Consider the following 22,872-nt stretch of genomic DNA (forward strand, 5'->3'; position numbering starts at 1 on the left):
TCTATTTTATGTAAAATTCTACTTAAATTTATACTTTCATTTACCACACGGCCGGAGAAGAGCCGCCGCCGGCACCGGCCAATATCCGCAACATATAACGGAGTATATATTGTCGGTTTACCATCCGTAAAAAATGCCATTTCATGCATATGCAGATATATAAAATAGATTGACAGACCGTTGCAAAGCAATGGCCGCCACTGTCTCTTTCCGGGAATACCGGAGAGGTACAAGCAAATGACCACCAATATCGATCTGGACAGCGCCGCGGGTCCCTGGGACGAGCATTCCGCGGTCAATGATCACCACGGCCTGCCGTCGCAGGCGCAGATCCAGGTCGCGGAGGCAGCCTCGACACAAAAGGCCGCTCCGGCGGCGGCCGAACCGGTTCCTGTCGATGTCGGCAGCGGCGCGCCCGTCAAACCGGAAGCTCCCGCGGAGGCGAAAGCGCCACCGGCGGCCGCGCCGCACGAATACGTGGCCGACGCCAACCATGTGGTGAAACTTCCGGCCAATGTCTCGATCGACAACATCAAGGTCGACGGCCACAACCTTGTGCTCGAACAGGCCGACGGTTCGGTGATCGTGATCAAGGATGGCGCGCTCAACGTGCCGACCTTCATGATTGGCGACGTCGAGGTGCCGCGCGTTGCGCTGATTGCCGCGCTCGAGGCAAGCCATGTCGATGTCGCCTTCGGCGCCGACGGTTCGATGTCGGCGGGCCCAGGCGGTTCGACCTCGAGTGCGGGCGGAGACTTCTCGGTTCCCCCCGGCGGCATCGGCGACGGCTTCGGTCTTTCGGCGCTGTTGCCGCCGACGGATCTGGCGTTCGGCCAACCGGAGAACCGCGAACTGTTTCCGTCTCTTCTCAAGCCCAATTCCATACCGTCGATCATCGACCTGACGCCTTCCACCGGTGGCGGCGACACCGGTGTCAATGAGAAAGGCCTGCCGGCAAGCTCGGGATCGGAAGGCTCGGGCGAGGTGGCGGCGCCAGGGGCCGACGGTGACCCCTCCGAACACAACACCGGCACCTTCACCATCGTCTCGCCCGACGGTGTCGGCTCGCTGACCATCGCCGGCCAGGTGATTTCGGGCGCTGCCCTTGCCAACAGCGCATCGGCGCCGATCGAGATCACCACGCCGCTCGGCAACACGCTGACCATCAGCGGCTACGACGCCAGCACCGGCCAGGTGAGCTATAGTTACACGCTCGTCCATAGCGCGACACACTCCGTCGCGGGGACCGATTCCGTCTTCGAAAACATGACAGTGACGGTGACCGATAGCGACGGCGACACCTCGGCTCCTGCTACGCTGTCGGTCCAGATCATCGACGACGTGCCGACCGCCAATGCCGACACCGGCAACGTGCCGTCCGGCAGCCAGGCCGCCATCACAGGCGATGTGTTCGTGAACGACGTGTTCGGCGCTGACGGCAAGGATGCCGCGGGCGGCGTCGTTGGCGTGGCCAAGGGCACGACGAATGCGGACCTCGACGACGCCGGCACGCTCACTGCGGGGCTTCACGGCACCTACGGCACGCTGACGCTGCACGCCGACGGCTCCTACAGCTATGTGCGCGATGCCGGCTCGCCCGGCGGCGTCAACGACGTCTTCACCTACACCATCAAGGACGGCGACGGCGATCTCTCCCACACCACGCTGACCATCGCCATCGGCGACGGCACCCCGCACATCGATGCGGTCCCCACGACCGGTGGCGCGGACACCACCGTCTACGAGGCAGGCCTTGCCACGCGTCCCGGCGAGCCGGCGGGTTCGCATACGGGCGAAGCGGCCTATCCCACGACAGTCTCGGGCGCCGTCGACATCACCTCGCCGGACGGCGTGTCGGCTGTCTCGCTGCAGGGCGTCACCGTCGCAAGCACCGATGCGCTCAATCCGACGACGGTCATCTCCAACACCACCGGAACGCTCACCGCCTGGTACGAGGCGACGACCCCGACGACGGGCCACATCCACTACACCTACACGCTGCTCGACAACACCGGTGACACCAACAACACCTCGATCCCAGTCTCGATCGGCGTGACCGACACCGACCCAAGCACCCCAGAGACCGCCACCGGCACGCTGACCATCACCATCGTCGACGACGTGCCAACGGCGATCGCCGACACCGACGCCATCGCCGCTGGCCAGTTCGGCCCTGCTACGGGTAATGTGCTGACCGGCATCGATATCGCGGGCGGCGACGGCAATGCGACCGACGGCGTCGCCGACACCAAGGGCGCCGACGACGCGACCGTGGTCGGCGTCGCGGCCGGCAACACCGGTTCGGCACTCGACAACGGCGCCACTGTCGGCACCGTCATCAACGGCACCTATGGCGACCTGACGCTCAACGCCGACGGGTCCTACAGCTACGCCCGCCATGCCGGCTCGCAAGGCAGCGTCAACGACGTCTTCACCTACACCATCAAGGACGGCGACGGCGAAACATCGCACACCACGCTGACCATCGCGGTCGGCGATTCAACGCCGGGCGACACGATCCCGGCGCCGTGCGGCGCGACGACGACGGTCTATGAAGCCGGCCTGCCGGCACGCGGCGGCGAGCCCGCCGGATCGGACGCGGCTGCGCCCTCCGAGACCACCTCGGGCACCATCGCCTTCACCTCGCCCGACGGCATCCAGACGGTCTCCCTGGGCGGCCATGTGCTGACCGGCGTGCCGACCGCATATGCCGACGGCACGACCGGCACGCTGACGGCAAGCTATGTCTACAATCCGGCCACCGGCGCCGGCACCATCAGCTATTCCTACACGCTCATCGACAACACCTCGGGCGACAACACCCATGCCAGCTTCGCCGTCGCCGTCACCGACGCCGATGGCGACACCGCCCCGGCCGGCAACCTGGTCATCAACATCGTCGACGACGTGCCGACGGCGGTGGCCGACACCGACGCGGTGGCGGCGGGGTCGTTCGCGCCGATCGGCGGCAATGTCATCACCGGCACCGGCAGCGACGGCATTCCGGCCGGCGCCGACACCAAGGGCGCGGACGACGCGACCGTGGTCGGCGTCGCGTCCGGCAATACCGGTTCGGCTCTCGACAACGGCGCCACTGTCGGCACCGTCATCAACGGCACCTATGGCGACCTGACGCTCCACGCCGACGGTTCCTACAGCTACGCCCGCCATGCCGGCTCGCAAGGCAGCGTCAACGACGTCTTCACCTACACCATCAAGGACGGCGACGGCGACACATCGCACACCACGCTGACCATCGCGGTCGGCGATGCAACGCCGGGCGACACGATCCCGGCGCCGGGCGGCGCGACGACGACGGTCTATGAAGCCGGCCTGCCGGCACGCGGCGGCGAGCCCGCCGGATCGGACGCGGCAGCGCCCTCCGAGACCACCTCGGGCACCATCGCCTTCACCTCGCCCGACGGCATCCAGACGGTCACCCTGGGCGGCCATGTGCTGACCGGCGTGCCGACCGCATACGCCGACGGCACCACCGGCACTCTGACGGCAAGCTATGTCTACAATCCGGCCACCGGCGCCGGCACCATCAGCTATTCCTACACGCTCATCGACAACACCTCGGGCGACAACACCCATGCCAGCTTCGCCGTCGCCGTCACCGACGCCGATGGCGACACCGCCCCGGCCGGCAACCTGGTCATCAACATCGTCGACGACGTGCCGACCGCGGTGGCCGACACCGACGCGGTGGCGGCGGGGTCGTTCGCGCCGATCGGCGGCAATGTCATCACCGGCACCGGCAGCGACGGCAATCCGGCCGGCGCCGACACCAAGGGCGCCGACGACGCGACCGTGGTCGGCGTCGCGGCCGGCAACACCGGTTCGGCTCTCGACAACGGCGCCACTGTCGGCACCGTCATCAACGGCACCTATGGCGACCTGACGCTCAACGCCGACGGTTCCTACAGCTACGCCCGCCATGCCGGCTCGCAAGGCGGCGTCAACGACGTCTTCACCTACACCATCAAGGACGGCGACGGCGACACATCGCACACCACGCTGACCATCGCGGTCGGCGATGCAACGCCGGGCGACACGATCCCGGCGCCGGGCGGCGCGACGACGACGGTCTATGAAGCCGGCCTGCCGGCCCGCGGCGGCGAGCCCGCCGGATCGGACGCGGCAGCGCCCTCCGAGACCACCTCGGGCACCATCGCCTTCACCTCGCCCGACGGCATCCAGACGGTCACCCTGGGCGGCCATGTGCTGACCGGCGTGCCGACCGCATACGCCGACGGCACCACCGGCACTCTGACGGCAAGCTATGTCTACAATCCGGCCACCGGCGCCGGCACCATCAGCTATTCCTACACGCTCATCGACAACACCTCGGGCGACAACACCCATGCCAGCTTCGCCGTCGCCGTCACCGACGCCGACGGCGACACCGCCCCGGCCGGCAACCTGGTCATCAACATCGTCGACGACGTGCCGACCGCGGTGGCCGACACCGATACAACCGTCTCCGCTGTCGCGACCGGCAACGTCATTACTGCCGTTGGCACCACCAATTCCGGAGCAGACACACTCGGCGCCGATGGCGCGTCGATCTCCGGTGTTGTGGCCGGAAACAACGGCACCCCGGTCATCAACAATGCGGGTGTCGGTACCAGCGTCACCGGCGCGCTCGGCACATTGGTCCTGGGCGCCAACGGCGGCTACACCTACACGGCGAACCCGAACTCATCGGGCACGGACGTGTTCTCCTACACGCTCAAGGATGGCGACGGCGATACGTCAGTCACAACGCTGTCGATCACTGTCATCAACAGCTCACCCACTCTCGTGGCGGCGGCGGCGACAACGAGCGACGCAGCCGGCGATGACAACATTGTCGATTCGAACACCGATGGATTTACAGCCCAGAACCAAAGCGGCTCGATGGGCTTCAACTTCGGCGGCGACGGCCCCAATGCGACAACGCCATTCTCCTACAGCTATGACGGCGGTCTCGGGTCCGCAGCCCAATCGCTTTCAACCAACGGCCTGGGCCAGACGATCCTGACACTCACCAGCGCGTCCTGGGTGCTTACACTCAATGAAGCGACGGGCGCTTACTCCTTCACGCAAACAGCTGCCTATCAGCATGATCTAGGGGCTTCAACGGATAGCGGTATCGTCACGGTCACTCTCACCGACAGCGACGGAACGACGGCGACCAAAGCCTTGACCATGACGATCAATGACGATGTCCCGACCCTCGGGACAATCGACCATGGCGTGGTCGCCAACGAAGCCAACGTCACGATAACCGGACAAATGCCAGTGGATGGCGGCGCCGATCATCCGGTCACCGCGAGCCTCCTGTCGAACGTGGATCCGGCGGGCCTGACGGTCGGCGGAGCAGCTGTTCACTACTATGTCGATCCGGCTCATCCCGATACGCTGGTAGCCTACACAGGCGCCGACCATACGCTGAACAACGTCTTCACACTTACCGTCGACCCGGTTCATGGCACCTACACGTTTACCGAACTGAAGCCACTCGATGCGATCCACACGAACCAGGTCATCAGCGGAGCGTCTTCCTTCGGCTCCGGCCCATCAAACGAACAGTTGCTGCTCGGCGGCAGCCCAAGCACCCAGCTCTCCATCGTCAGTGGCTGGAGCACCGGAGCAGGGTTCAATCTCAGCAACTGGGAGAATGCGACCGCCGGCAGCGCGACGGCTGGTATCGTCATAGACTCGGTCAATGGGTCGACGGGTGGTTGGGGCGTTTCGAACAACAATTTCAATAACGGCGAAATTCTTCGCTTCGATTTCGGAGCCGTCACCGACTACGACGGTGCCGGGGCGTTTGCGCCGGGTAGCTCGGCTTCCGCGAATGTGATATCCGCCAGCTTTACCTTCAGCAGCGGCAGCGACATCGCCTATGTGATCCATTATACCGATGGGACAACCTCATCAGCGACAGCCAACGGTATCACGAGCCTCACACTACCGGCGGTAGCGGGCACCAACTTCATCGACTACGTCGAATTCTATTCCGTCAGCTCCAACTCGAAGGTCGCGCTCGCCAGCGTGTCGACTGCCGATAACAATGGCACCAACAACCTCAACTTCAACGTCTCCGTCACCGATCATGACGGCGACACGGCGAGCAGCACGATCGGCATTACCGTCGACGGCGACCACACGCTGAATGCCACGGCAGGCGTGAACAATGTCATCGCCGGTGGCGCGACCGCTGATACGTTGATCGGAGGCACAGGCAACGATCTGCTCATCGGCGGCGGCGGCAACGACACCCTGACGGGTGGCGCTGGCGCCGACCAATTCCGGATGGCGACCAACACCGGAACGGACACGATCAAGGACTTCGTGCACGGCACCGACAAGATCGGTCTGCTCGATACCGGCGTCAACGGCAGCGGCAGCGTCAATTTCGTCAACACCACCGGAAGCGCGTCCGGAACCGCTCTCAACGCCAGCGACTTCGTCACCCATGCTTCGATAGCGACGATCGTCGCCGCCGACGCCGCGCATATCATTCAGATCACTGCCGCGCAGACCGCGGCACAAATCGCGGCGGCGACGGGTTCTGCCACCAACGCCTATGTGCTTGCCTTCGACTCGACAACCAGCCGCGGCGAACTCTGGTTCGATACCGACTGGAGCACGGCAGGAGGCCGCACCCAGGTCGCAACCCTCGACAACATCACGACTTCAACGCAGCTAAACGCGCTGAACGCCGCCGACTTCGTCGTTCACAACAGCACGTCTGACCCCATAATCCTCGACCTGAACCATAACGGCTTCGCCTTTTCCGATATCAGCCATGGCGTCCAGTTCGACATCAATGGCGACGGCGCGAAGGACCAGGTTGCCTGGAACACGTCGAATGACGGCATGCTGGCAATGGATCTCAACCATGACGGCAAGATCGACGACGGCAAGGAACTGTTCACACAGAACTTCGCCGGCGGACACTTCGCCAATGGCGCCGCCGCACTGGCTTCGCTCGACAGCAACCATGACGGCGTCATCGACCACAATGACGCGGCATTCAGCAGCCTGCTGATCTGGAAGGACGCCAATGCCAACGGCATCAGCGATGCCGGGGAACTGTCCAGTCTCGCGGCCAACGGCGTCGTCTCCATAAGCACGACGCCCAGCCCGGCTTCTGGCGAGATCGACGGCCAGGCCGTGACCGGCAACGGAACCTTCCACATGGCCGATGGAACGACGGGCAACTATGTCGAGGTCGAACTCGACACATCGCTCGCCACCACGCAGGCGCAGCCGTCCGTCGCCTCCGATGGCACCAAGACCTTCGCTATCGGCTCACTCGAGGTCACCGATCTGATCGCGGACTTCCATGACGGCGACAAGATCGACCTTACCTCCCTGCTCAAGGGACTGGCCGGGGTGACCAATCTCGAAGCCGGCGGCTATGTCGAGATTGCACAGTCGTCAACCAATCCGGCGAATGCCGAAGTCAAGGTCGACACCAATGGTGGCGGCGACAACTGCCATACGGTCGCAGTGCTGGAGAACTATACGTTCCACAGCGCGGCAGAAGCGGTGAAAATATTGTACGACGACAGTCATGGCACCAAGCATGACGCGGCTTAGGAGCGAAAGGAACGGGGTCAGGAACATGAACAGAATTTTGCGTGTGGCTTTCGGGGCTGGGCTACTGTCGATCGTTGCGACAGGCCTCAATGCAGCCGACATCATCGAAGGTCCATCGGCCGACTATTGCCGCACCGTCGGCACGTCCAACCTGGTGCTGAACGACAACATCGTCGATCTCAAGGCCCAGGTGGTCAAGCTGATGGACGAGTCCGTCGCCGCCGCCAACAGTACGGAGTGGATCAACTCGTCCCGGCCGGTCTTCGTCTGGGCATCGGAAGCCAAGGTGGCCTGCGGCATGGCCTACGGCTATCTGAAGACGAACTACAAGGACGAAGACACGCTCAACAAATGCGAGTGCTTCCACGACCGCATGGTCGAATACATGCACTGACCGGATGGGCCGCGCCTGTTGGCCATCATGATATCGGACGGATCAGTTTTGCGGGCGATCGCCGAAACGATCGCCTTGGCCAGCACTGGTCTGTTTGCCACCCAGGCTGGCGCCAGCTGGCTGGGCATTTGCCGTTTGCGTGCGCCGCATCTTCGTGCCCGGGCCACGGACTATCGCGCCGCCGGGCAGGCCAGACGGATCATTGCGCTGAAGGCCCGGCTTTTCGACGGCTAAATTAAAGAACAAGACGGCACGGCAAGTCCGCCGTAACATGAATAGAAGACCAGACCGGGAAATGCCGGCGACAGACGGGGTGGAGCAATCATGGAAGCAGGCCGGCAAGGTTGCGGTCCGCAGTCATGGGCAATCGCCCTGGCGCTCGCCATGACATTGTCGGGTTGCCAGTCGAAAGGCGGCGTTTCCGACGTGCTAAACCCGGCAGCGATTGCCGCGCCGGCCGGCCAGAATGGCGCCGCCGTTGCCAGTCCCGCCCAGGCGACCCAGTCGCTGGGTACCGGTTCTGCAAAGATCACGATGTTGCTGCCCTTGTCCGCTCCTGGCACGGCTGGGGAAAACGGCAGAAAGATGCGCGACGCCGCCAAGCTCGCAATGGCGGATATCGGCAACGGATTGCTGACGCTGACCATAGAGGACACGAAAGGCGACAGTGCTCAGGCCAGTAAACTGGCGGTTATGGCGATGACGACGGGATCGAAAGTCGTCATCGGCCCGACAGAGCTCTCGGCGGCCCAGCATATTGCCACGCTGTCGGGATCGAAGCGGCCGCCGGTTCTGGCGCTTGCCGACAATTTCGCGGGCAGCGCCGGGGTTTATGCCGTGCGCCTGAGCGAAGCCGACAGCGCTGCGGCGGGCGCCGCGGGGCTCGCCGCGAAGGGCAGCAAGAAGTTCGTATTGCTTGTTGCGGAAGGCTCGAACGCCAGCGCCGTGGAGAAGCGGGTGGCAAACGGCCTCAGCATCTATGGCGCGACGCTCGCGGTCACTGTGCCATATTCGACCGGCGACGGCAGCAAGGCGGTCGACCAAATGGGCTCACTGGTGGACGCTCCCGACGCAGTCATCGTTGCCAGCGGCGATGAAAGCCCCTCGCCGGTCCTTGCCGCCCTCAAATCAAAGGGCATTCCGGGAAAAGCAATCTCTGTCGTCGGAACCGACCGTTGGCTGGAGCACCCCATGGATCCGCTGTTCGAGGGAGCATATATCGCAGCGCTCGATCCAGGCGAAACGGGGCCGATCGCCGATCGCTTCAGGACGACATACAATTACCCGGCCGACGTCAATGTGGCTTACGCTTATGATATGGTTGCGCTGACTGCAGGGATTGCCAGCGCGGTCGGTCCCGATGGCTTCAGCAAACAGACCCTCGAGAACCCGAGCGGATTTCGCGGATCAACAGGTTTGTTCCGCTTTCGCGCTGACGGATCCAGCCAAAGATCGATGCCGTTCTATCGGATTCAAAAGAGTGCGCTCAAACTCGTTGCCAAATCGACGTCGGGTTTCTGACCGGCAGGCCCCGCAAACTCGCTCCAGCTGATGAGCTGGCCGCGCCGCAACCGGCTGGCCTTCGCGGTCGGGAGCCTCGGGCTTCTGACCGGTGTCCTGCTGATCGCCCAGGCCGGATCAATGCTTTCGATCGATCGGCCCATGCCGGCGGAGCCCCGCGATCCCGGTCGCACCCAGTCAAGACAGCCGGTTGCCGCCTCTGTCGAAGCGCAAAGCCGAAAGCCGGCTCGCAAGATTGCTCAAGACCTCATAGCCCCGCCGCAACTTGATCCTGCCGAGATCGAGCGGGTCGAGCCTCGCCCACCGCTCAGCGACATCGGGCTGGCCGTGCCCCCGGAAACGCCGATGCCCAGGGATTGGCGGGAGACCCTACTGTTCCGCCCGATTGCGACATCGTCAGCGATCTTCGAAGCCATGGGCCGCAAGGTAATCATCAGCGGGGTGCAGGATATCGACATCGACAGAACCTGTTCGTTCCACGACACCGCCTGGCCTTGCGGCCAGCGCGCTCGTGCCGCCTTCAATGCCTGGATGAGGGGGCGAGCACTGAAGTGTTTCGTGCCGCCAGACGTCGAACGCTTTGCCATTGCCGCGCCATGCAGGCTGGGCAAGCAGGACGTTGGCGCCTGGCTCGTTTCCAATGGCTGGGCCATGGCATTGCCGAGCGGCATCTACGGCAAGGCGGAGACGACAGCCAGGAACGCGGAGATGGGCATATTCGGCCTGCCACAATAGCGGCCGTGGTGCCGGATTTCTGTTTTCAACCCCCATGGATTCAGCAGGCCGATTTCATCCAGGCCGCTATGAGATCATTGCGCCAATCCATCAAATTGGAAGGTTCCTCGAAACAGAAATTGCGGCATGTCGGTCTTATACAAGCCCGTCCACAGGAGATCGGCCAGTGACAAAAACAATGACGACCACTTCGCCCCGGCCATGGAAAGGCGTCGCTTATCTGACCTTTCTGGGAACTGCAGGAGTTTTGGCTCTTTCAATCAGCCTCAACTACCTGCTTTTGTTCTCGGAGGTGTTGACACCATTTTGGCGCAGCGTGATCACGGCCACCGTGTTGCCCATCGTGATTGGTGTTCCGCTTTTTGTGTTCATTGGATCGCAGCAGATCAAGGTTCGTCGCTATCGACGGGAACTCAACACGTCAGCGACCTTTGATGCGCTGACAGGCTGCCTGAACGGCGCTGTCTTCTCATCAATGGTCGAAAGGAGAACGCCGAAGCCATCGGCGGGAGGTTCAAGATCGGGCGCATTCCTGGTGATCCACCCCGAACACCTTCGATCCATCAATTTGCGCTTCGGTGCCGGATGGGGCGACGAGGCTTTGCGGCTGATAGCATCGACGATCCAATCATCGTTGCGCAACGAGGATCTGGTTGGCCGTATAGGATCCTCCATGTTCGGGGTGTTTCTCCCCGGTGCGACCGAGCAAGATGCAGAGGAAATCGGCGAGCGCATCCGGGCGCGCGTGGCGCAAGTCTATTTCGCGCCAAAGGGTACCGAGGATGTCCTCTCAATACGTGTTGGAGGCATCGCGTTCGAAAATGAGTTGAAATTCGACGACATGTTCAGGACCGCGGAAGCGCGGCTATCTGGCATCGAAACCGCCGCAGCGGGCCAAATATCGCGACACCAAGAACCTGTTGACGTTATGCCCAAACCTGGGCACCAATACTGACGCCCAGATTGTGGCGAAGCCGGAAATCGAGCGCGATTTCAAAGGCTTGGAAAGGCGGGTGAATCCCGTTGGCTGGGGATCCAGGTACCCCAGCCAAAAAATTTCACAACAAGAATAATGGTTTGGTGGGTAGTTTAGCCTCGGTTCATTTTAAATCGCCATGCTTCCTGAGGTTACTCCACGAGACCGCGCCATGCCCACCGATAGCCAGTTCATCCTCGAAAGCATCAGCCAAGGCTGCATGACGCTTGCTGAGGACGAGTTCTTCATCGACAGGCTGGTGAAGTATTTCGGCAATGGGCGAATCCGGTGGCATGTCGAGTTTCGTGGGCATCGCATCGAATTCACAACCGGCCAGCTCAAGAGGCAGCCCACCTTCCGCAGAAAGATGCTCGAACAGGCCGGTGTGCTGCCGCCGCAGCGTGCCGGGGGAGACTATAAGCGATGGGCCATCGACCTGAGGAAGAGTGCCGTCGAGCTTCCCTGGCGGGATCGGCCGGTCGATGCCGGTTTCGCCATCGACAAGCTTGTCAGTCTGGGAGGTGACCGCTGGACGGTTGACTACCAAGGCAAGGTCATCAAGTTCACGACGACCAAACTCCGCAGGCAAACCAGTTTCCGCAAGAGGATGCTGCTGAAGGCCAAGGTGCTGCCGCCGCAGCTTGACGCGGCTGCATATCGGAAGTGGATGGACTGGCTGATCCAAAATGCCACGGAGGCTGCACCGCAGGCCGGCGATGCCTTGATGAGTGAGAAAAGTTGGCTTGACGACCTGCCGGAGCTAGCCGGCTGGCAAAACGAAGCGCCGCCCTAACGGCGCAACGGGAGGCCACCTACGGCAGGTTGACGAAGTGTTGGTGGGATGGGCATAAGAGCGGCGCGGTCTGAGGGCGGGACGGTGACGCATCGGTCTGCAAAACCGACGTAATGGGTTCAATTCCCATTCAGACCTCCATTTTCAAAAGCCGTCCGCGCTTACCTAGGCCGGGCGGCTTTTTCTTGTCAGGGCCTTACCTCGTCAAACAATGGCGGTGCTACTCATGGCATTTGCCATGCCCAGAGATTTCGGCACACATGGATGACGAAAGAATCTGGCCACGGCTTGGCTCGCGGCCGACAAGACTTTGAATGGAAGACATGGACCGCTTCAACCTCGGCAGCTACCGCCGCCCCATCTCCACCCACTCCATTGAAACCCAGCGCTGGTTCGATATCGGGCTCAACTGGTGCTACGGCTTCAACCACGAGGAAGGCATCAAGTGCTTTGAGAAGGCGCTGGAGACCGATCCGGACTGTGCGATGGTTCATTGGGGCATCGCCTATGCCGCCGGGCCTTTCTACAACCTGACCTGGAAGGAGCATGGCGAGGCCGAGGCCAACAGCGCGACCAAGCGTTGCTTCGAGCATGTGCAGCTGGCGCGCGCCCACGCGGCTGGCGCCAGCAACGTGGAAAAGGAATTGATCGAGGCGCTGGCATCTCGTTTCCAGAAGCCGCACAAAGTGAGCCCGCAGGAATTCGAACAGTGGGACGATGCCTATGCCGCCGCGATGCGGCGGGTCTATGAAAAGTTTCCCAACGACCATGATGTGATGGCGCTGCTGGTCGAGGCGCTGATGATGCGCACGGTGCGGCGGCTGTGGAACCTCAAGACCGGTGAGCCGGCGCCGAATTCGGACGTGCTTGAGGCGCTGGAGGTTTGCGAGCGATCGATCCGGCTCGCCGATGAGGCCGGCATCGCCCAGCATCCAGCGATCGTCCATCTCCACATCCATCTGCTGGAGATGTCCACCATGCCGGAACGTGGCATGCGCTCGGCGGATCTGCTCGGCGAAATGTGCCCCGATGCCGGGCACATGAACCACATGCCGGGGCATATCTATGTGCTGTGCGGCGAGTACGAGAAAGCGAAACTCGCCAGCGAAAAGGCGGTTCGCGCCAACGACCTCTATCTCGCCTATGCCGATGAGCCGACCTATTACCTGCTCGGCTGCTGCCACGATCTGCATCTGATGATGTTCACCTGCATGTTCCTTGGTCAGTACAAGCCCGCGCTGTGGGCCGCCGACAAGGTGCGCGGCCTGGTCACGCGCGACGTGGTCGCCATCCCTGACAGGCCAAAGCTCACCCAGACCGTGGAAGGCTATCATGCGATGAAATCGCATGTGCAGGTTCGCTTCGGCCGCTGGCAGGAGATCATCGATGAACCGGCCGTCGACGAGCCCGGCCTCTATGTGCTGACGGCGGCCATGCAGCACTATGCCAAGGGCGTCGCGCACGCGACGCTGAAGCAATTCACGGAGGCCGAGCGTGAGCGCGACCGGTTCCACCGGCACGTGGCAAGCATTGCGCCCGAGCGGCGCTTCCTCAGCAACCCGACGCAGGCCTCGCTCGCCGTGGGCGCTGCCCTGCTCGACGGCGAACTTGCCTACCATCAGGGCCGATACGACGAGGCCTATGCCCATTTGCGGCAAGCGGTCGAGCTGGATGACAATCTCTCCTACACCGAGCCATGGGCGTGGATGCACCCTCCCCGCCATGCCCTGGCGGCACTGCTTCTCGACCATGGCCATGCGCAAGAGGCCGAGCAGGTCTATCGCGATGATCTCGGCCTCAGCGGCAAGGTGCAGCGCTGCGCCCAGCACCCGGACAATGTCTGGGCGCTACACGGACTGGTGGAATGTTTGAGGCGGCGGGGAGAGACCCAAGAACTTCCGGTGTTGCAAGCAAGCCTTGCCATGGCACTGGCCAAGGCGGATGTGGCGATCAGTTCATCCTGCCTGTGCCGGACGAGCGTGCAGTCGGATCGTAGCTGCTGTCATTGAAAATTATGGCGGCGTTGCGCTCAGGAGAAAATCTCCGCCAGCTCATCGACGCTGGCGCCTTCCTTGACCCGGCGCAGTTCGACGTAGCTCACAGCCGGCAGAATTGACCCCACGACAAATTCCGCCGCGGCCAAAACAGCGCTCAGAAAAAATCCTATTGGCGCACCAAATGAGAATGTGAGCCGTTTTAGCGAGAAATTGATCGCCAATGTCGCCGCGAAAACGACAAGCCAAACCGCGATAACTGACCAGCGGCTCCCTGCCGTCAGGTCGCGGCTACGCCTCAGACTACCGAACACTCCCACCCTTTCCTGTATGAGAGCTGGTACCGCGACAAACCAGCGTCCCAGCAACAACAATCCAGGAACTACAAGCAGCACGAAGCCAAAAAGGACACCGAGACCAACCAGCAACGAGATCCCTATTGCCGGCAGCAGAAAAGCGAACGCCGTGCCGATGCAATCTCTAATCAATGGTCGCTTGCCGTTCAGATCCTCGATGGCAACCCGCATGAGCGCAGACTGCAAGAACGACAACAGCACGACGTAGCCGACTGCGCCAATTGCTGAAAGCGTGACCCGTTGCGCCGAAAATTCCGGCGTGCCGTGTTCCATAAGAGTCACGGACTTCCAGAACCAGATCGAAAAGGCGAAGTTCGGCACGGCGTAGAAGATCAGGCCAAGTCCGAGGCACACAGCGGGATTGCGACCGATGACCGCAAAGCTGTCGCCGAGAACCCGGCCGATGCGGAATCGATCGCGCTGGTCCAGCGTCACTGACGCCATGGCGTGTCCCCCTTTTCAGGCTGCCATTCCCTACGAGAAAATCTCCGCCAGTTCGCCGACGCTGGTGCCTTCCTTGGCCTGGCGCAGTTCGACATAGCTGACGGCCGTGGCGACCGAGATCACCATCGACACCACGGTCTGCACCAAGGCGGCCAAAAAGGCAGCGATAATTCCATGGAAGAGATAAACGACCACTGCGCTCATCGACTGGATCACCAGCGCAAGGATGATCAGGATCAGGAAAAGTCCGAACAGAGACCAGCGGCTGCCTTTGGTCAACGCACGGCTGCGCGACATCGAACCGAAGACACCAAGCTGCTCCTGGATGAGCACCGGTATCGCCACCGACCAGCCGAGCCAAAGGATGATGCCGGGCACCAGCAATGCAATCGAGGCAAAACCCACGCCAAGTCCGACAAGCAAGCCGATTCCGAGAGTCGGCAGCAAATAGCGGATCGCTATACGAATGCAGTCTGCGAAAGTCGGCCTTTTGCCGTTCAGATCCTCGATCGCGGCTCGGACAAGGCTGGACTGCAGCAGAAGCGAAAAGACGACATAGACGATGAGAGCCACAGCGAAGCCAACAAAATAGCCGAGTTTGTGGTCCGTGGTCGCCAGGGCAAGATTGGCCGGATCTCCAGCGGTATGAGCTGCCGGGCGCGCCAGCTGAGTGAAAAGATTTGGCAGGCCCGCAAACAGCGCGGCAAGGCCAAGGCAAAGGCCGATGTTGCGGCCGATGACGGCAAAGGTGTTGCTGAACACCCTGCCGATTTCGAACCGGCCGGTTTGTCCGAGTGTCGCAGTGGTCATGGTATTTCCCCCGAGTCGCCGCCACATCCGAACGGCCGACCTCGAAAGTAAATCTGCCAAGATTAAAAGGCTTCGTCCAGTGGACTTGCAATTGTCCAGGCGTATTGCCAGTGTCGGCGCCGAACCGCAGGTTGCAAAGGGGCGAGCGGGTGACAGCACAGCCGCAGGACGCCGAATGGCTGGCAAAGCTACACAAGCAGCTGCTTGCGGACGATTCGATCCAGTTTGACCTGCCGACGCTGGTGCAGCCCACGCCGCCTGCATGGCTGAAGCCTTTTCTGGAGGCATTGGCGAAGATCGGCCCCTACATGATCTACCTGTTCTGGGGCGCGGTGATCATCGGCGTCGCGGTCATCGCGCTTCTCGTCGCCCTCGAAGCGAAGGGCGTGGCTTGGCGGCTGCCGTGGCGGCGCGCCAGCAAAGAGACGGAAGCAGAAGAGGCGTGGCGGCCCGATGCGAGTGCCGCGCAGATCCTGCTGTCCGAGGCGGACGCGCTCGCCGCGCGCGGCGATTATGACGAGGCGGTGCATCTTCTGCTTCGGCGCAGTGTCGCCGACATTGCCGGGCGGCTGCCCGATTTCCTGCGCCCGTCGCTGACCTCGCGCGACATTGCCAGCGCCACATCGCTGCCGTCGCGGGCACGCGGCGCGTTCAGCGAGATCGCGCGCATCGTCGAGGCGGCTCTGTTTGCCCGCCGGCCGGTGGGCGCCGAGGGATGGCAGCAGGCGCGGGGCGCCTATGAGCGCTTCGCCTTCCGGGACGCCTGGGCATGAGCGCACCGGCTATCGAGGCAGCACAGGAACCGTTCAACCGAAAAACCCTGTTCTGGGGCATTTTCGCCAGCCTGCTCGCGGCAGCGGGCTTCTTCTTGCTGTCGACCTACGCGCCGGACTTCCGCCAGCCGGAAGGCGGTGGCACGCCGCTCTCCAAGGGCGGCTCCGGCTATGCCGGTCTTGTCGAATTGTTGAAGCTGGCCAATGGACAGTCGCCGCCCATGGTCCGCAGCGAAAGGGCTCTGAGCGTTAGCCCGACGTCCGGCTTCCTGCTGATCGTCACTATCGCGCCGGGCAGCGATCCGGCCGCACTTGAGCGGATCGTCAAGCTGCGTTCGGGCAAGGACACGCTTTTCGTGCTGCCCAAATGGTTCACCTTGCCGCTGCAGGGTCATGAAGGCTGGGAGATGAAGATCGAACGGCTGCCCGGTACGGTCATCAACGACTGGCTGGGCCGCATCACCAAGGCCAAGCTCGGCGAAGGCAACAGCACCGTCGAACAACTTGATGTCCAGGGCCGCACGGTCGCAGCGCCAGAGCAGTTGCAGTGGGTGGCCGACGATCACCCCTTGATCGCGGCGGGGAACGGCAAAGCCGTTCTCACCGAGCTCGACAAGGAGCCGTTCTACATCCTGACTGATCCCGATCTCATCAACAACGCGGCGCTGAAGGATCCACAGAAGGCGGCGGCGGCACTCGACATCATCTCCATGCTGGAACCCGGCAAGGGCGCGGTGACGTTCGATCTGACGCTGCATGGCGTCGGGCAGAAATACGATCTGGCGAAACTCCTGGTCGAGCCCCCCTTCCTGGCGCTGACGCTGTCGGTGCTGGCGGCGGCGGCCCTTGCCTTCCTGCACGGACTTGGCCGGTTCGGGCCGCCGCGCACCGAGGCCCGGGCGATTGCCTTCGGCAAGCAGGCGCTGGTCGACACCACGGCAACGCTGCTCAAGCGCGCTGGCCGGCTGCAGGAACTCGGCGACCGTTATGCGGTGCTGATGCGTGCGCGTGCCGCGGCACTGCTTGGCGCGCCGCAGGGCCTGCAGGGCGAAGCGCTCGACCGCTGGCTCGATTCGCGCGACAAGGGCGAAGCCTACGGCTTCACCACGCGCTTCAACGCCACAAACGATTCCAGGAATTTGGCTGGAATGCATGACGCAGCGCAGGAGCTGCATGACTGGACGACAAGGAGGCTCGGTGAACGTCGATGATGTGAAGGCCCTGGCAACCGCGATCAGGGACGAGATAGCGAAAGCAATCACCGGACAGCATGACACGGTCGATCTGATGCTGACGGCATTGTTCGCCGGTGGGCACATATTGCTCGAAGGGCCGCCGGGCACGGCCAAGACGATGACCGCGCGCTGCTTCGCGCAGGCGCTCGGCGTTGTCTACGGGCGCATCCAGTTCACGCCCGACCTGATGCCAGGCGACATCGTCGGGTCGAACATCTACAATTTCCAGACCGGACAGTTCACGCTGACGCGCGGTCCGATCTTCTGCGATCTTCTGCTTGCGGACGAAATCAATCGCACGCCGCCGAAGACGCAAGCCGCCCTGCTGGAAGCCATGCAGGAACATGCCGTCACCTTCGACGGCACGACGCATGCGCTCAGCCAGAACTTCATGGTGGTGGCGACGCAGAACCCGATCGAGCATCAGGGCGTCTATCCCCTGCCCGAGGCGCAGCTCGACCGCTTCCTGTTCAAGCACAGGGTGAGCTATCCCAACGCGCAGGAGGAACGCGCCATTATCGTGCATCACGGCGGCGGCTCCGCCTCGCACGACATCAAGCAATATGGCATCACGGCGCAGGCCGACCGCAAGACGCTAGAGGCAGCACTTGCCACCGTCGGCGATGTCACGCTGGTCGACGATGTCGTCGGCTACATCGCGGCGCTTGTGCGCGGCACACGCGAAAGCCCGGATCTCGAGGTTGGCGCCAGTCCTCGCGCCGGCGCCATGCTCGCCCGCGCCGCCCGCGCACGGGCCGCGCTCGACGGCCGCGCCTATGTCATTCCCGACGACGTCAAGGCGCTGGCCGTGCCGGCGCTGCGCCACCGCGTCATCCTGTCGCCGGCGGCGCAGATCGACGGGCGGCTGGTGGAGCAGATCGTTTCCGACCTTGTCGACCAGACGGCAGCCCCGCGTTGATCTACCCAAGCGGCAGAGCGGTCTGGGCAGCGGCGGCGGGTGCCATCCCCGCCTTCCTGATCGCGCTTGCGCTGCCCTCCTTCTGGTATCTCGGCCTGTCGTGGATCTGCATTCTGCTCGCCTTCCTGGCGGTCGATGCGGCGGCCGGGCGCGGACGCGCCTCGCTTACCGCCAGTCTTTCGGCGCCGCCGCACGTCGGCGTCGGCGGGCGTTTCACCCTCCATGTCGCGGCCAGCCTCAATGGGCGGCCGCTGCAGGCGCGCGTCGGCCACGATCAGCGGCTGGCGCCGGTCGGCGGCACTGGGGGTACCCTGCCCACCAATGGCGGCACGCTCGACCTCGAATTCGACGCGCTGAGGCGCGGCATCGCCAGTTTCGACCGGCTGTGGCTGCGCTGGCGCGGCCCGTTCGGACTGATCTGGAACCAGGTCGTCCTGCCGATGGAGCGGAAAGTAGCAGTGCTGCCCGATGTCAGCAGCGCCCGTGATGAGGCGATCGCCTTGCTGCAGCGCTCCGCGCTCGCCGACGGCCACGCGCAGAGGCGGGCCGGCCAGGGCCGCGAGTTCGAGTCGCTGAAGGATTACCAGCCGGGCATGGGCCGGCGGATGATCGACTGGAAGCGCAGCGCGCGCCACGGCAAGCTTCTGGCGCGTGAATTCCGCGTCGAGGAGAACAACAACATCGTGCTGGCGATCGACAGCGGGCGGCTGATGTGCGAGCCGGTCGAAGGCGTGCCGAAAGTCGACCGGGCGGTAACGGCAGCATTGTTGTCGGCCTTCATTGCGCTGAAAGGCGGCGACCTCGTCAGCCTGTTCTCCTTCGACGCCCGGCCGCGCGTCTCGAGCGGCGCGGTGCGCGGCTCGTCGAGTTTCATGATGATCCAGAAGCGTGCGGCCGAGATCGACTATTCCAGCGAGGAGACCAATTTCACGCTGGCGCTCACGACGCTGGCAGCCAGGCTCGACCGGCGCTCGCTGGTGATCGTCTTCACCGATTTCGTCGACCCGATCAGCGCCGAGCTGATGCTGCGCACCGTCGGCCGGCTGAGCGAACGGCATCTGGTGCTGTTCATGCTGATGAAGGATGTCGAACTGGAGACGCTGGCCGACATGCCGCCCGTCACGCCGGAGGATGTCGCGCGCTCGGTCACCGCCGGTGGCCTGCTGAGGGAAAGGCAAGTGGTCATCGGCCGGCTGCGGCTGCTCGGCGCGCATGTGATCGAGGCCGACCATCGGCGGCTCGGCCCGGCGCTGGTCGAGCGCTACATCCAGCTCAAGGAGGAGAACCTGTTGTGACGCTGCCCGCCGGCACCGATGCGGTACGCCAGTCGCTGGCGAGCTTCCGCCAGGAGCGCGAAGCCGACTGGAAGGCGTTCGAAGCACTGCTCGCGCGCGTCGAAAAACGCGCGCCGCGCACGCTTTCGGAGGACGAGCTGCTGTCGCTGCCGCTGCTCTACCGTTCGGCGCTGTCTTCGCTTTCGGTGGCCCGGGCGACCTCGCTCGACAGTGCGCTCGTCGCCTATCTCGAAGCGCTTTGCCTGCGCGGCTATTTTTATCTCTACGGCGCACGGCGCGGGCTGAAACAGCGTGTCGGCGATTTCTTCCTGCGCGACTGGCCAGACGCGATCCGCGACCTGTGGCGCGAGACCTGGGTGTCAGTCGGGCTGACGGTGATCGGCGCCATTGCCGCCTACTGGCTGGTCGCCTCCGACAAGCGCTGGTACGACGCCATCATCGCGCCCAGCCTGGCTGGCGGACGCAATCCGGATTCATCCGCCGAGGTGCTGCGCACCGTGCTCTATGACAGCGGCAGCGGTCATTTCCTGTCCGGCTTTGCCGCTTATCTCTTTACCCACAACACGCAAGTCGCGATCCTGGCCTTTGCGCTGGGCTTCGCCTTTGCGGTGCCCAGCGTGCTGCTCATCCTGATGAACGGATGCATGCTGGGCGCGCTGTTCCAGATCTATGCGGCCAAGGGACTGGGTTTCGAGCTTGGCGGCTGGCTGTCGATCCACGGCACCACCGAATTGTTCGCCATCGCGATCGCCGGCGCGGCGGGCATGCGGATCGGCACACGCATCGCCTTTCCGGGCGAACTGACACGGATGGCGGCTGCAGCCCAGGCCGGGCGAGCGGCGGCGACCGCCATGGTCGGTGTCATGATCATGCTTCTGTTTGCCGGCCTGCTCGAAGGCATCGGCCGGCAGACGATCACCAGCGATGCGACGCGCTACGCCATTGGCGGCGGCATGCTGGCGCTGTGGATCGCCTATTTTTACCTGGTGCGGATGGTGCGGCATGGCAACGGCTAGAAACCCTGCCGCGCTGATCAGGCCCCTGGTCACGCCGGAGGGTGTCGATCTCAGGGTCAAGCTGGCCGACGCCGGCACGCGAGCCGCGGCCTTCCTGCTCGATGTGGTGATCATCGTCACCGCCGCGATCGTGGTGAGCCTCGTCGTCATCTTCGGTCTCGGTGGCCTTGGCGTGAAGGAGGCGGAGCCGCTCTTCATCGTCTGGATCATCTTCATCTTCCTGCTGCGCAACGTCTATTTCATCGCCTTCGAGGCCGGGCGGCGGGCCGCGACGCCGGGCAAGCGGATCGTCGGCGTGCGGGTCGCGTCGCGCAGTGGCGCGGGCCTCTCGATCGATCAGGTCATCGCGCGCAATCTGATGCGCGAGATCGAGGTTTTCCTGCCCCTGTCGATCATCGCCGCGCGTGGCGGCGCCGGCGTCGCCGATACGCTGTCAACCATCTTCGGCCTGGTCTGGGCGCTGCTCTTCTCGCTGTTTCCGCTGTTCAACCGCGACCGCCTGCGCATCGGCGACCTGCTTGCTGGCACCTGGGTGGTCGAAGCCCCCAAACTCAAGCTGGTCGAGGATCTTTCACTGCGGCAAGATCCCATCGCCAGGCGCTTCCATTTCAGCCCGGCACAGCTCGACGCCTATGGCATCGCCGAACTGTACAAGCTGGAAGAAGTGCTGCGCCGCGATGATTATTTCGCGATGAAGGCCGTTGCCGAGACGATCGGGCACAAGATCGGTATGACGATCGAGCCGGTCGATTCCAGGGCCTTCCTCACCGCCTATTACGGCGAACTGAGGGCGCATTTGGAGCGCAAGCTGCTGCTCGGCAACCGCAAGGCGGATAAGCACGCGCGGTAGCAGTCAAAGAGGCAACCATGAACACCGCTCTATCCGAACTCGAACTTCGAGATATGGAGGCCCGAGCGGCCGCAACCCAGCCCGGCCCCTGGAAATCATGGGTCGAGGGCCGGGACTTCTTGAGCGGATCGAATTTCATCCAAACTGGCGAAGGAGTGGACCGAGGCGCAGACATCGAACTGACCGGTGCTACTGTCGCCGCCCAGGATTTCATGGCAGCCGCACGCCAGGACATCCCACGCCTCATCGCTGAAGTGCGTAGACTGCACGCGCTTCTCAATCAGACAAACTGAAAGGCAGTCACGTCCTCCTCAGCCCAACCACTTATCGTAGTCGGACACCAGCAGGTGCAGCGGCGCGACATCCTCGTCGATGTTGGAAAAACGGCCGATCGGCTCGCGGAACACATTGTCGGTGAGATCGTCGTTTACGGTCGACACCTCACCGATCAGCACGTCCTTGCCCTCGGCCCAGAAGGCGTGCCAGACGCCCGGCAGCAGCGTGACGCTCTGGCCCGGGTCGAGCTTCAGGAGCCCGCCCGCCGGCAGCCTGTGGATGGTGCCGTCGACCGGCACCGTGACCTCGGCCTTGGGGTCGATGCCACCGTCGCGATCGTGCATGAACAGCTCCAGCACCAGCTTGCCGCCGCCGCGGTTGATGATGTCCTCGGCCTTGATGTTGTGGCGGTGCATCGGCGACAGCTGGTCCTTGCGCGAGATCATGATCTTCTCGGCATAGAGCATGCCCATGCCCTTCTTCATGTCCTCGTAGCGGCCGTTGCGAACAGTGAACAGGAATAGGCCGAGTTCCTTGAACTTCTCCTGGCCGTAATCGGTGATGTCCCAGCCGAGCCGCGAGGTCAGCACAGCCGAGGAGTCGACCTGGCGCGCCTTCATTTCCTCGGGTGACCAGTAAGCGAAGGGCGGCATGATGTAGCCGAAAGAGCGGATGAAAGCGTCGGCTTCGCGGATGATGTCGTTGATGGCGGAGCGTTTCATGATCGTGATCCCTTCGTATGGATTTGTCTGGCAAATCGCATAGCCGAACACGGGTTCGGTGTCGATCCATCCAGCCGCCTGCCGCGCCTTGCACAGTACTGGGATGGCCCACCGATCCAGTGCGCTGGCTGCGTGACATCGCCGGCTTTCAGGCTCATAACCCCTGC

Annotated in this window: 18 protein-coding genes and 1 tRNA gene; 16 read left to right on the forward strand and 3 right to left on the reverse strand. The window is 63.2% G+C overall.

What is annotated here, in order from left to right:
• Positions 1–237 precede the first annotated feature (237 nt).
• The 9 genes from EB235_RS24945 (at position 238) to EB235_RS24985 (ending at position 14,024) form a co-directional block, all read left to right on the forward strand.
• Entirely contained in the window at positions 238–7,596 is a 7,359-nt protein-coding gene (locus EB235_RS24945) for a tandem-95 repeat protein (RefSeq protein ID WP_171878153.1), read from the forward strand.
• A gap of 25 nt (positions 7,597–7,621) precedes the next feature.
• Positions 7,622–7,990 carry a hypothetical protein gene (locus EB235_RS24950; RefSeq protein ID WP_027034733.1) on the forward strand — a complete coding sequence of 123 codons (369 nt, stop codon included), beginning with the start codon at positions 7,622–7,624 and terminating at the stop codon, positions 7,988–7,990.
• 48 nt (positions 7,991–8,038) lie between these two features.
• Positions 8,039–8,224 (forward strand): hypothetical protein, encoded by a 186-nt coding sequence (locus tag EB235_RS24955; RefSeq protein ID WP_027034732.1) that lies wholly within the window; start codon positions 8,039–8,041, stop codon positions 8,222–8,224.
• Positions 8,225–8,575: 351 nt separating this feature from the next.
• Positions 8,576–9,511, forward strand: coding sequence for an ABC transporter substrate-binding protein (locus EB235_RS24960; RefSeq protein WP_245268948.1), 936 nt, complete (start codon positions 8,576–8,578; stop codon positions 9,509–9,511).
• A 30-nt stretch (positions 9,512–9,541) separates the two neighbouring features.
• Positions 9,542–10,246, forward strand: coding sequence for a thermonuclease family protein (locus tag EB235_RS24965; RefSeq protein ID WP_027034730.1), 705 nt, complete (start codon positions 9,542–9,544; stop codon positions 10,244–10,246).
• Positions 10,247–10,412: 166 nt separating this feature from the next.
• Complete coding sequence (locus tag EB235_RS24970) at positions 10,413–11,201, forward strand: GGDEF domain-containing protein (RefSeq protein WP_245268947.1); 789 nt, start codon at positions 10,413–10,415, stop codon at positions 11,199–11,201.
• Between the two features lie 193 nt (positions 11,202–11,394).
• Positions 11,395–12,015 carry a hypothetical protein gene (locus EB235_RS24975; protein WP_027034729.1) on the forward strand — a complete coding sequence of 207 codons (621 nt, stop codon included), beginning with the start codon at positions 11,395–11,397 and terminating at the stop codon, positions 12,013–12,015.
• A 67-nt stretch (positions 12,016–12,082) separates the two neighbouring features.
• A tRNA-Cys gene (locus EB235_RS24980) sits at positions 12,083–12,156 on the forward strand.
• Between the two features lie 182 nt (positions 12,157–12,338).
• Positions 12,339–14,024 (forward strand): tetratricopeptide repeat protein, encoded by a 1,686-nt coding sequence (locus EB235_RS24985; RefSeq protein ID WP_027034728.1) that lies wholly within the window; start codon positions 12,339–12,341, stop codon positions 14,022–14,024.
• Positions 14,025–14,044: 20 nt separating this feature from the next.
• Here EB235_RS24985 and EB235_RS24990 read toward each other — a convergent pair whose 3' ends face one another.
• Together EB235_RS24990 and EB235_RS24995 are read right to left on the reverse strand one after the other, a co-directional pair.
• Positions 14,045–14,809, reverse strand: a complete 765-nt coding sequence (locus EB235_RS24990) for a hypothetical protein (RefSeq protein WP_027034727.1) — start codon at positions 14,807–14,809, stop codon at positions 14,045–14,047.
• A gap of 30 nt (positions 14,810–14,839) precedes the next feature.
• A complete protein-coding gene (locus tag EB235_RS24995) occupies positions 14,840–15,619 on the reverse strand; it encodes a hypothetical protein (protein WP_027034726.1) in 780 nt (259 codons plus the stop codon).
• Positions 15,620–15,768: 149 nt separating this feature from the next.
• Here EB235_RS24995 and EB235_RS25000 point away from each other — a divergent pair, with 149 nt between their 5' ends.
• Genes EB235_RS25000 through EB235_RS25030 form a run of 7 tightly spaced genes read left to right on the forward strand, consistent with a single transcriptional unit; the run spans position 15,769 to position 22,000 of the window.
• Positions 15,769–16,392, forward strand: a complete 624-nt coding sequence (locus EB235_RS25000; protein WP_032926993.1) for a DUF4129 domain-containing protein — start codon at positions 15,769–15,771, stop codon at positions 16,390–16,392.
• Entirely contained in the window at positions 16,389–17,603 is a 1,215-nt protein-coding gene (locus tag EB235_RS25005) for a DUF4350 domain-containing protein (protein WP_027034724.1), read from the forward strand. The genes EB235_RS25000 and EB235_RS25005 overlap by 4 nt, the downstream gene beginning before the upstream one ends.
• A complete protein-coding gene (locus EB235_RS25010; protein ID WP_027034723.1) occupies positions 17,590–18,546 on the forward strand; it encodes an AAA family ATPase in 957 nt (318 codons plus the stop codon). Before EB235_RS25005 ends, EB235_RS25010 begins: the two co-directional genes overlap by 14 nt.
• Positions 18,543–19,841, forward strand: a complete 1,299-nt coding sequence (locus tag EB235_RS25015; RefSeq protein ID WP_027034722.1) for a DUF58 domain-containing protein — start codon at positions 18,543–18,545, stop codon at positions 19,839–19,841. Before EB235_RS25010 ends, EB235_RS25015 begins: the two co-directional genes overlap by 4 nt.
• Positions 19,838–20,857, forward strand: a complete 1,020-nt coding sequence (locus EB235_RS25020) for a stage II sporulation protein M (RefSeq protein WP_027034721.1) — start codon at positions 19,838–19,840, stop codon at positions 20,855–20,857. The genes EB235_RS25015 and EB235_RS25020 overlap by 4 nt, the downstream gene beginning before the upstream one ends.
• Complete coding sequence (locus EB235_RS25025; RefSeq protein WP_027034720.1) at positions 20,844–21,707, forward strand: RDD family protein; 864 nt, start codon at positions 20,844–20,846, stop codon at positions 21,705–21,707. The genes EB235_RS25020 and EB235_RS25025 overlap by 14 nt, the downstream gene beginning before the upstream one ends.
• 17 nt (positions 21,708–21,724) lie before the next feature.
• A complete protein-coding gene (locus EB235_RS25030) occupies positions 21,725–22,000 on the forward strand; it encodes a hypothetical protein (RefSeq protein WP_027034719.1) in 276 nt (91 codons plus the stop codon).
• An 18-nt stretch (positions 22,001–22,018) separates the two neighbouring features.
• Here the strand turns inward: EB235_RS25030 and EB235_RS25035 are convergent, their stop codons facing one another.
• Positions 22,019–22,705 (reverse strand): D-lyxose/D-mannose family sugar isomerase, encoded by a 687-nt coding sequence (locus EB235_RS25035; RefSeq protein ID WP_027034718.1) that lies wholly within the window; start codon positions 22,703–22,705, stop codon positions 22,019–22,021.
• Positions 22,706–22,872 lie beyond the last annotated feature (167 nt).

Origin of the sequence: Mesorhizobium loti R88b, from assembly GCF_013170845.1 — a bacterium.
GTDB lineage: Bacteria > Pseudomonadota > Alphaproteobacteria > Rhizobiales > Rhizobiaceae > Mesorhizobium > Mesorhizobium loti_B.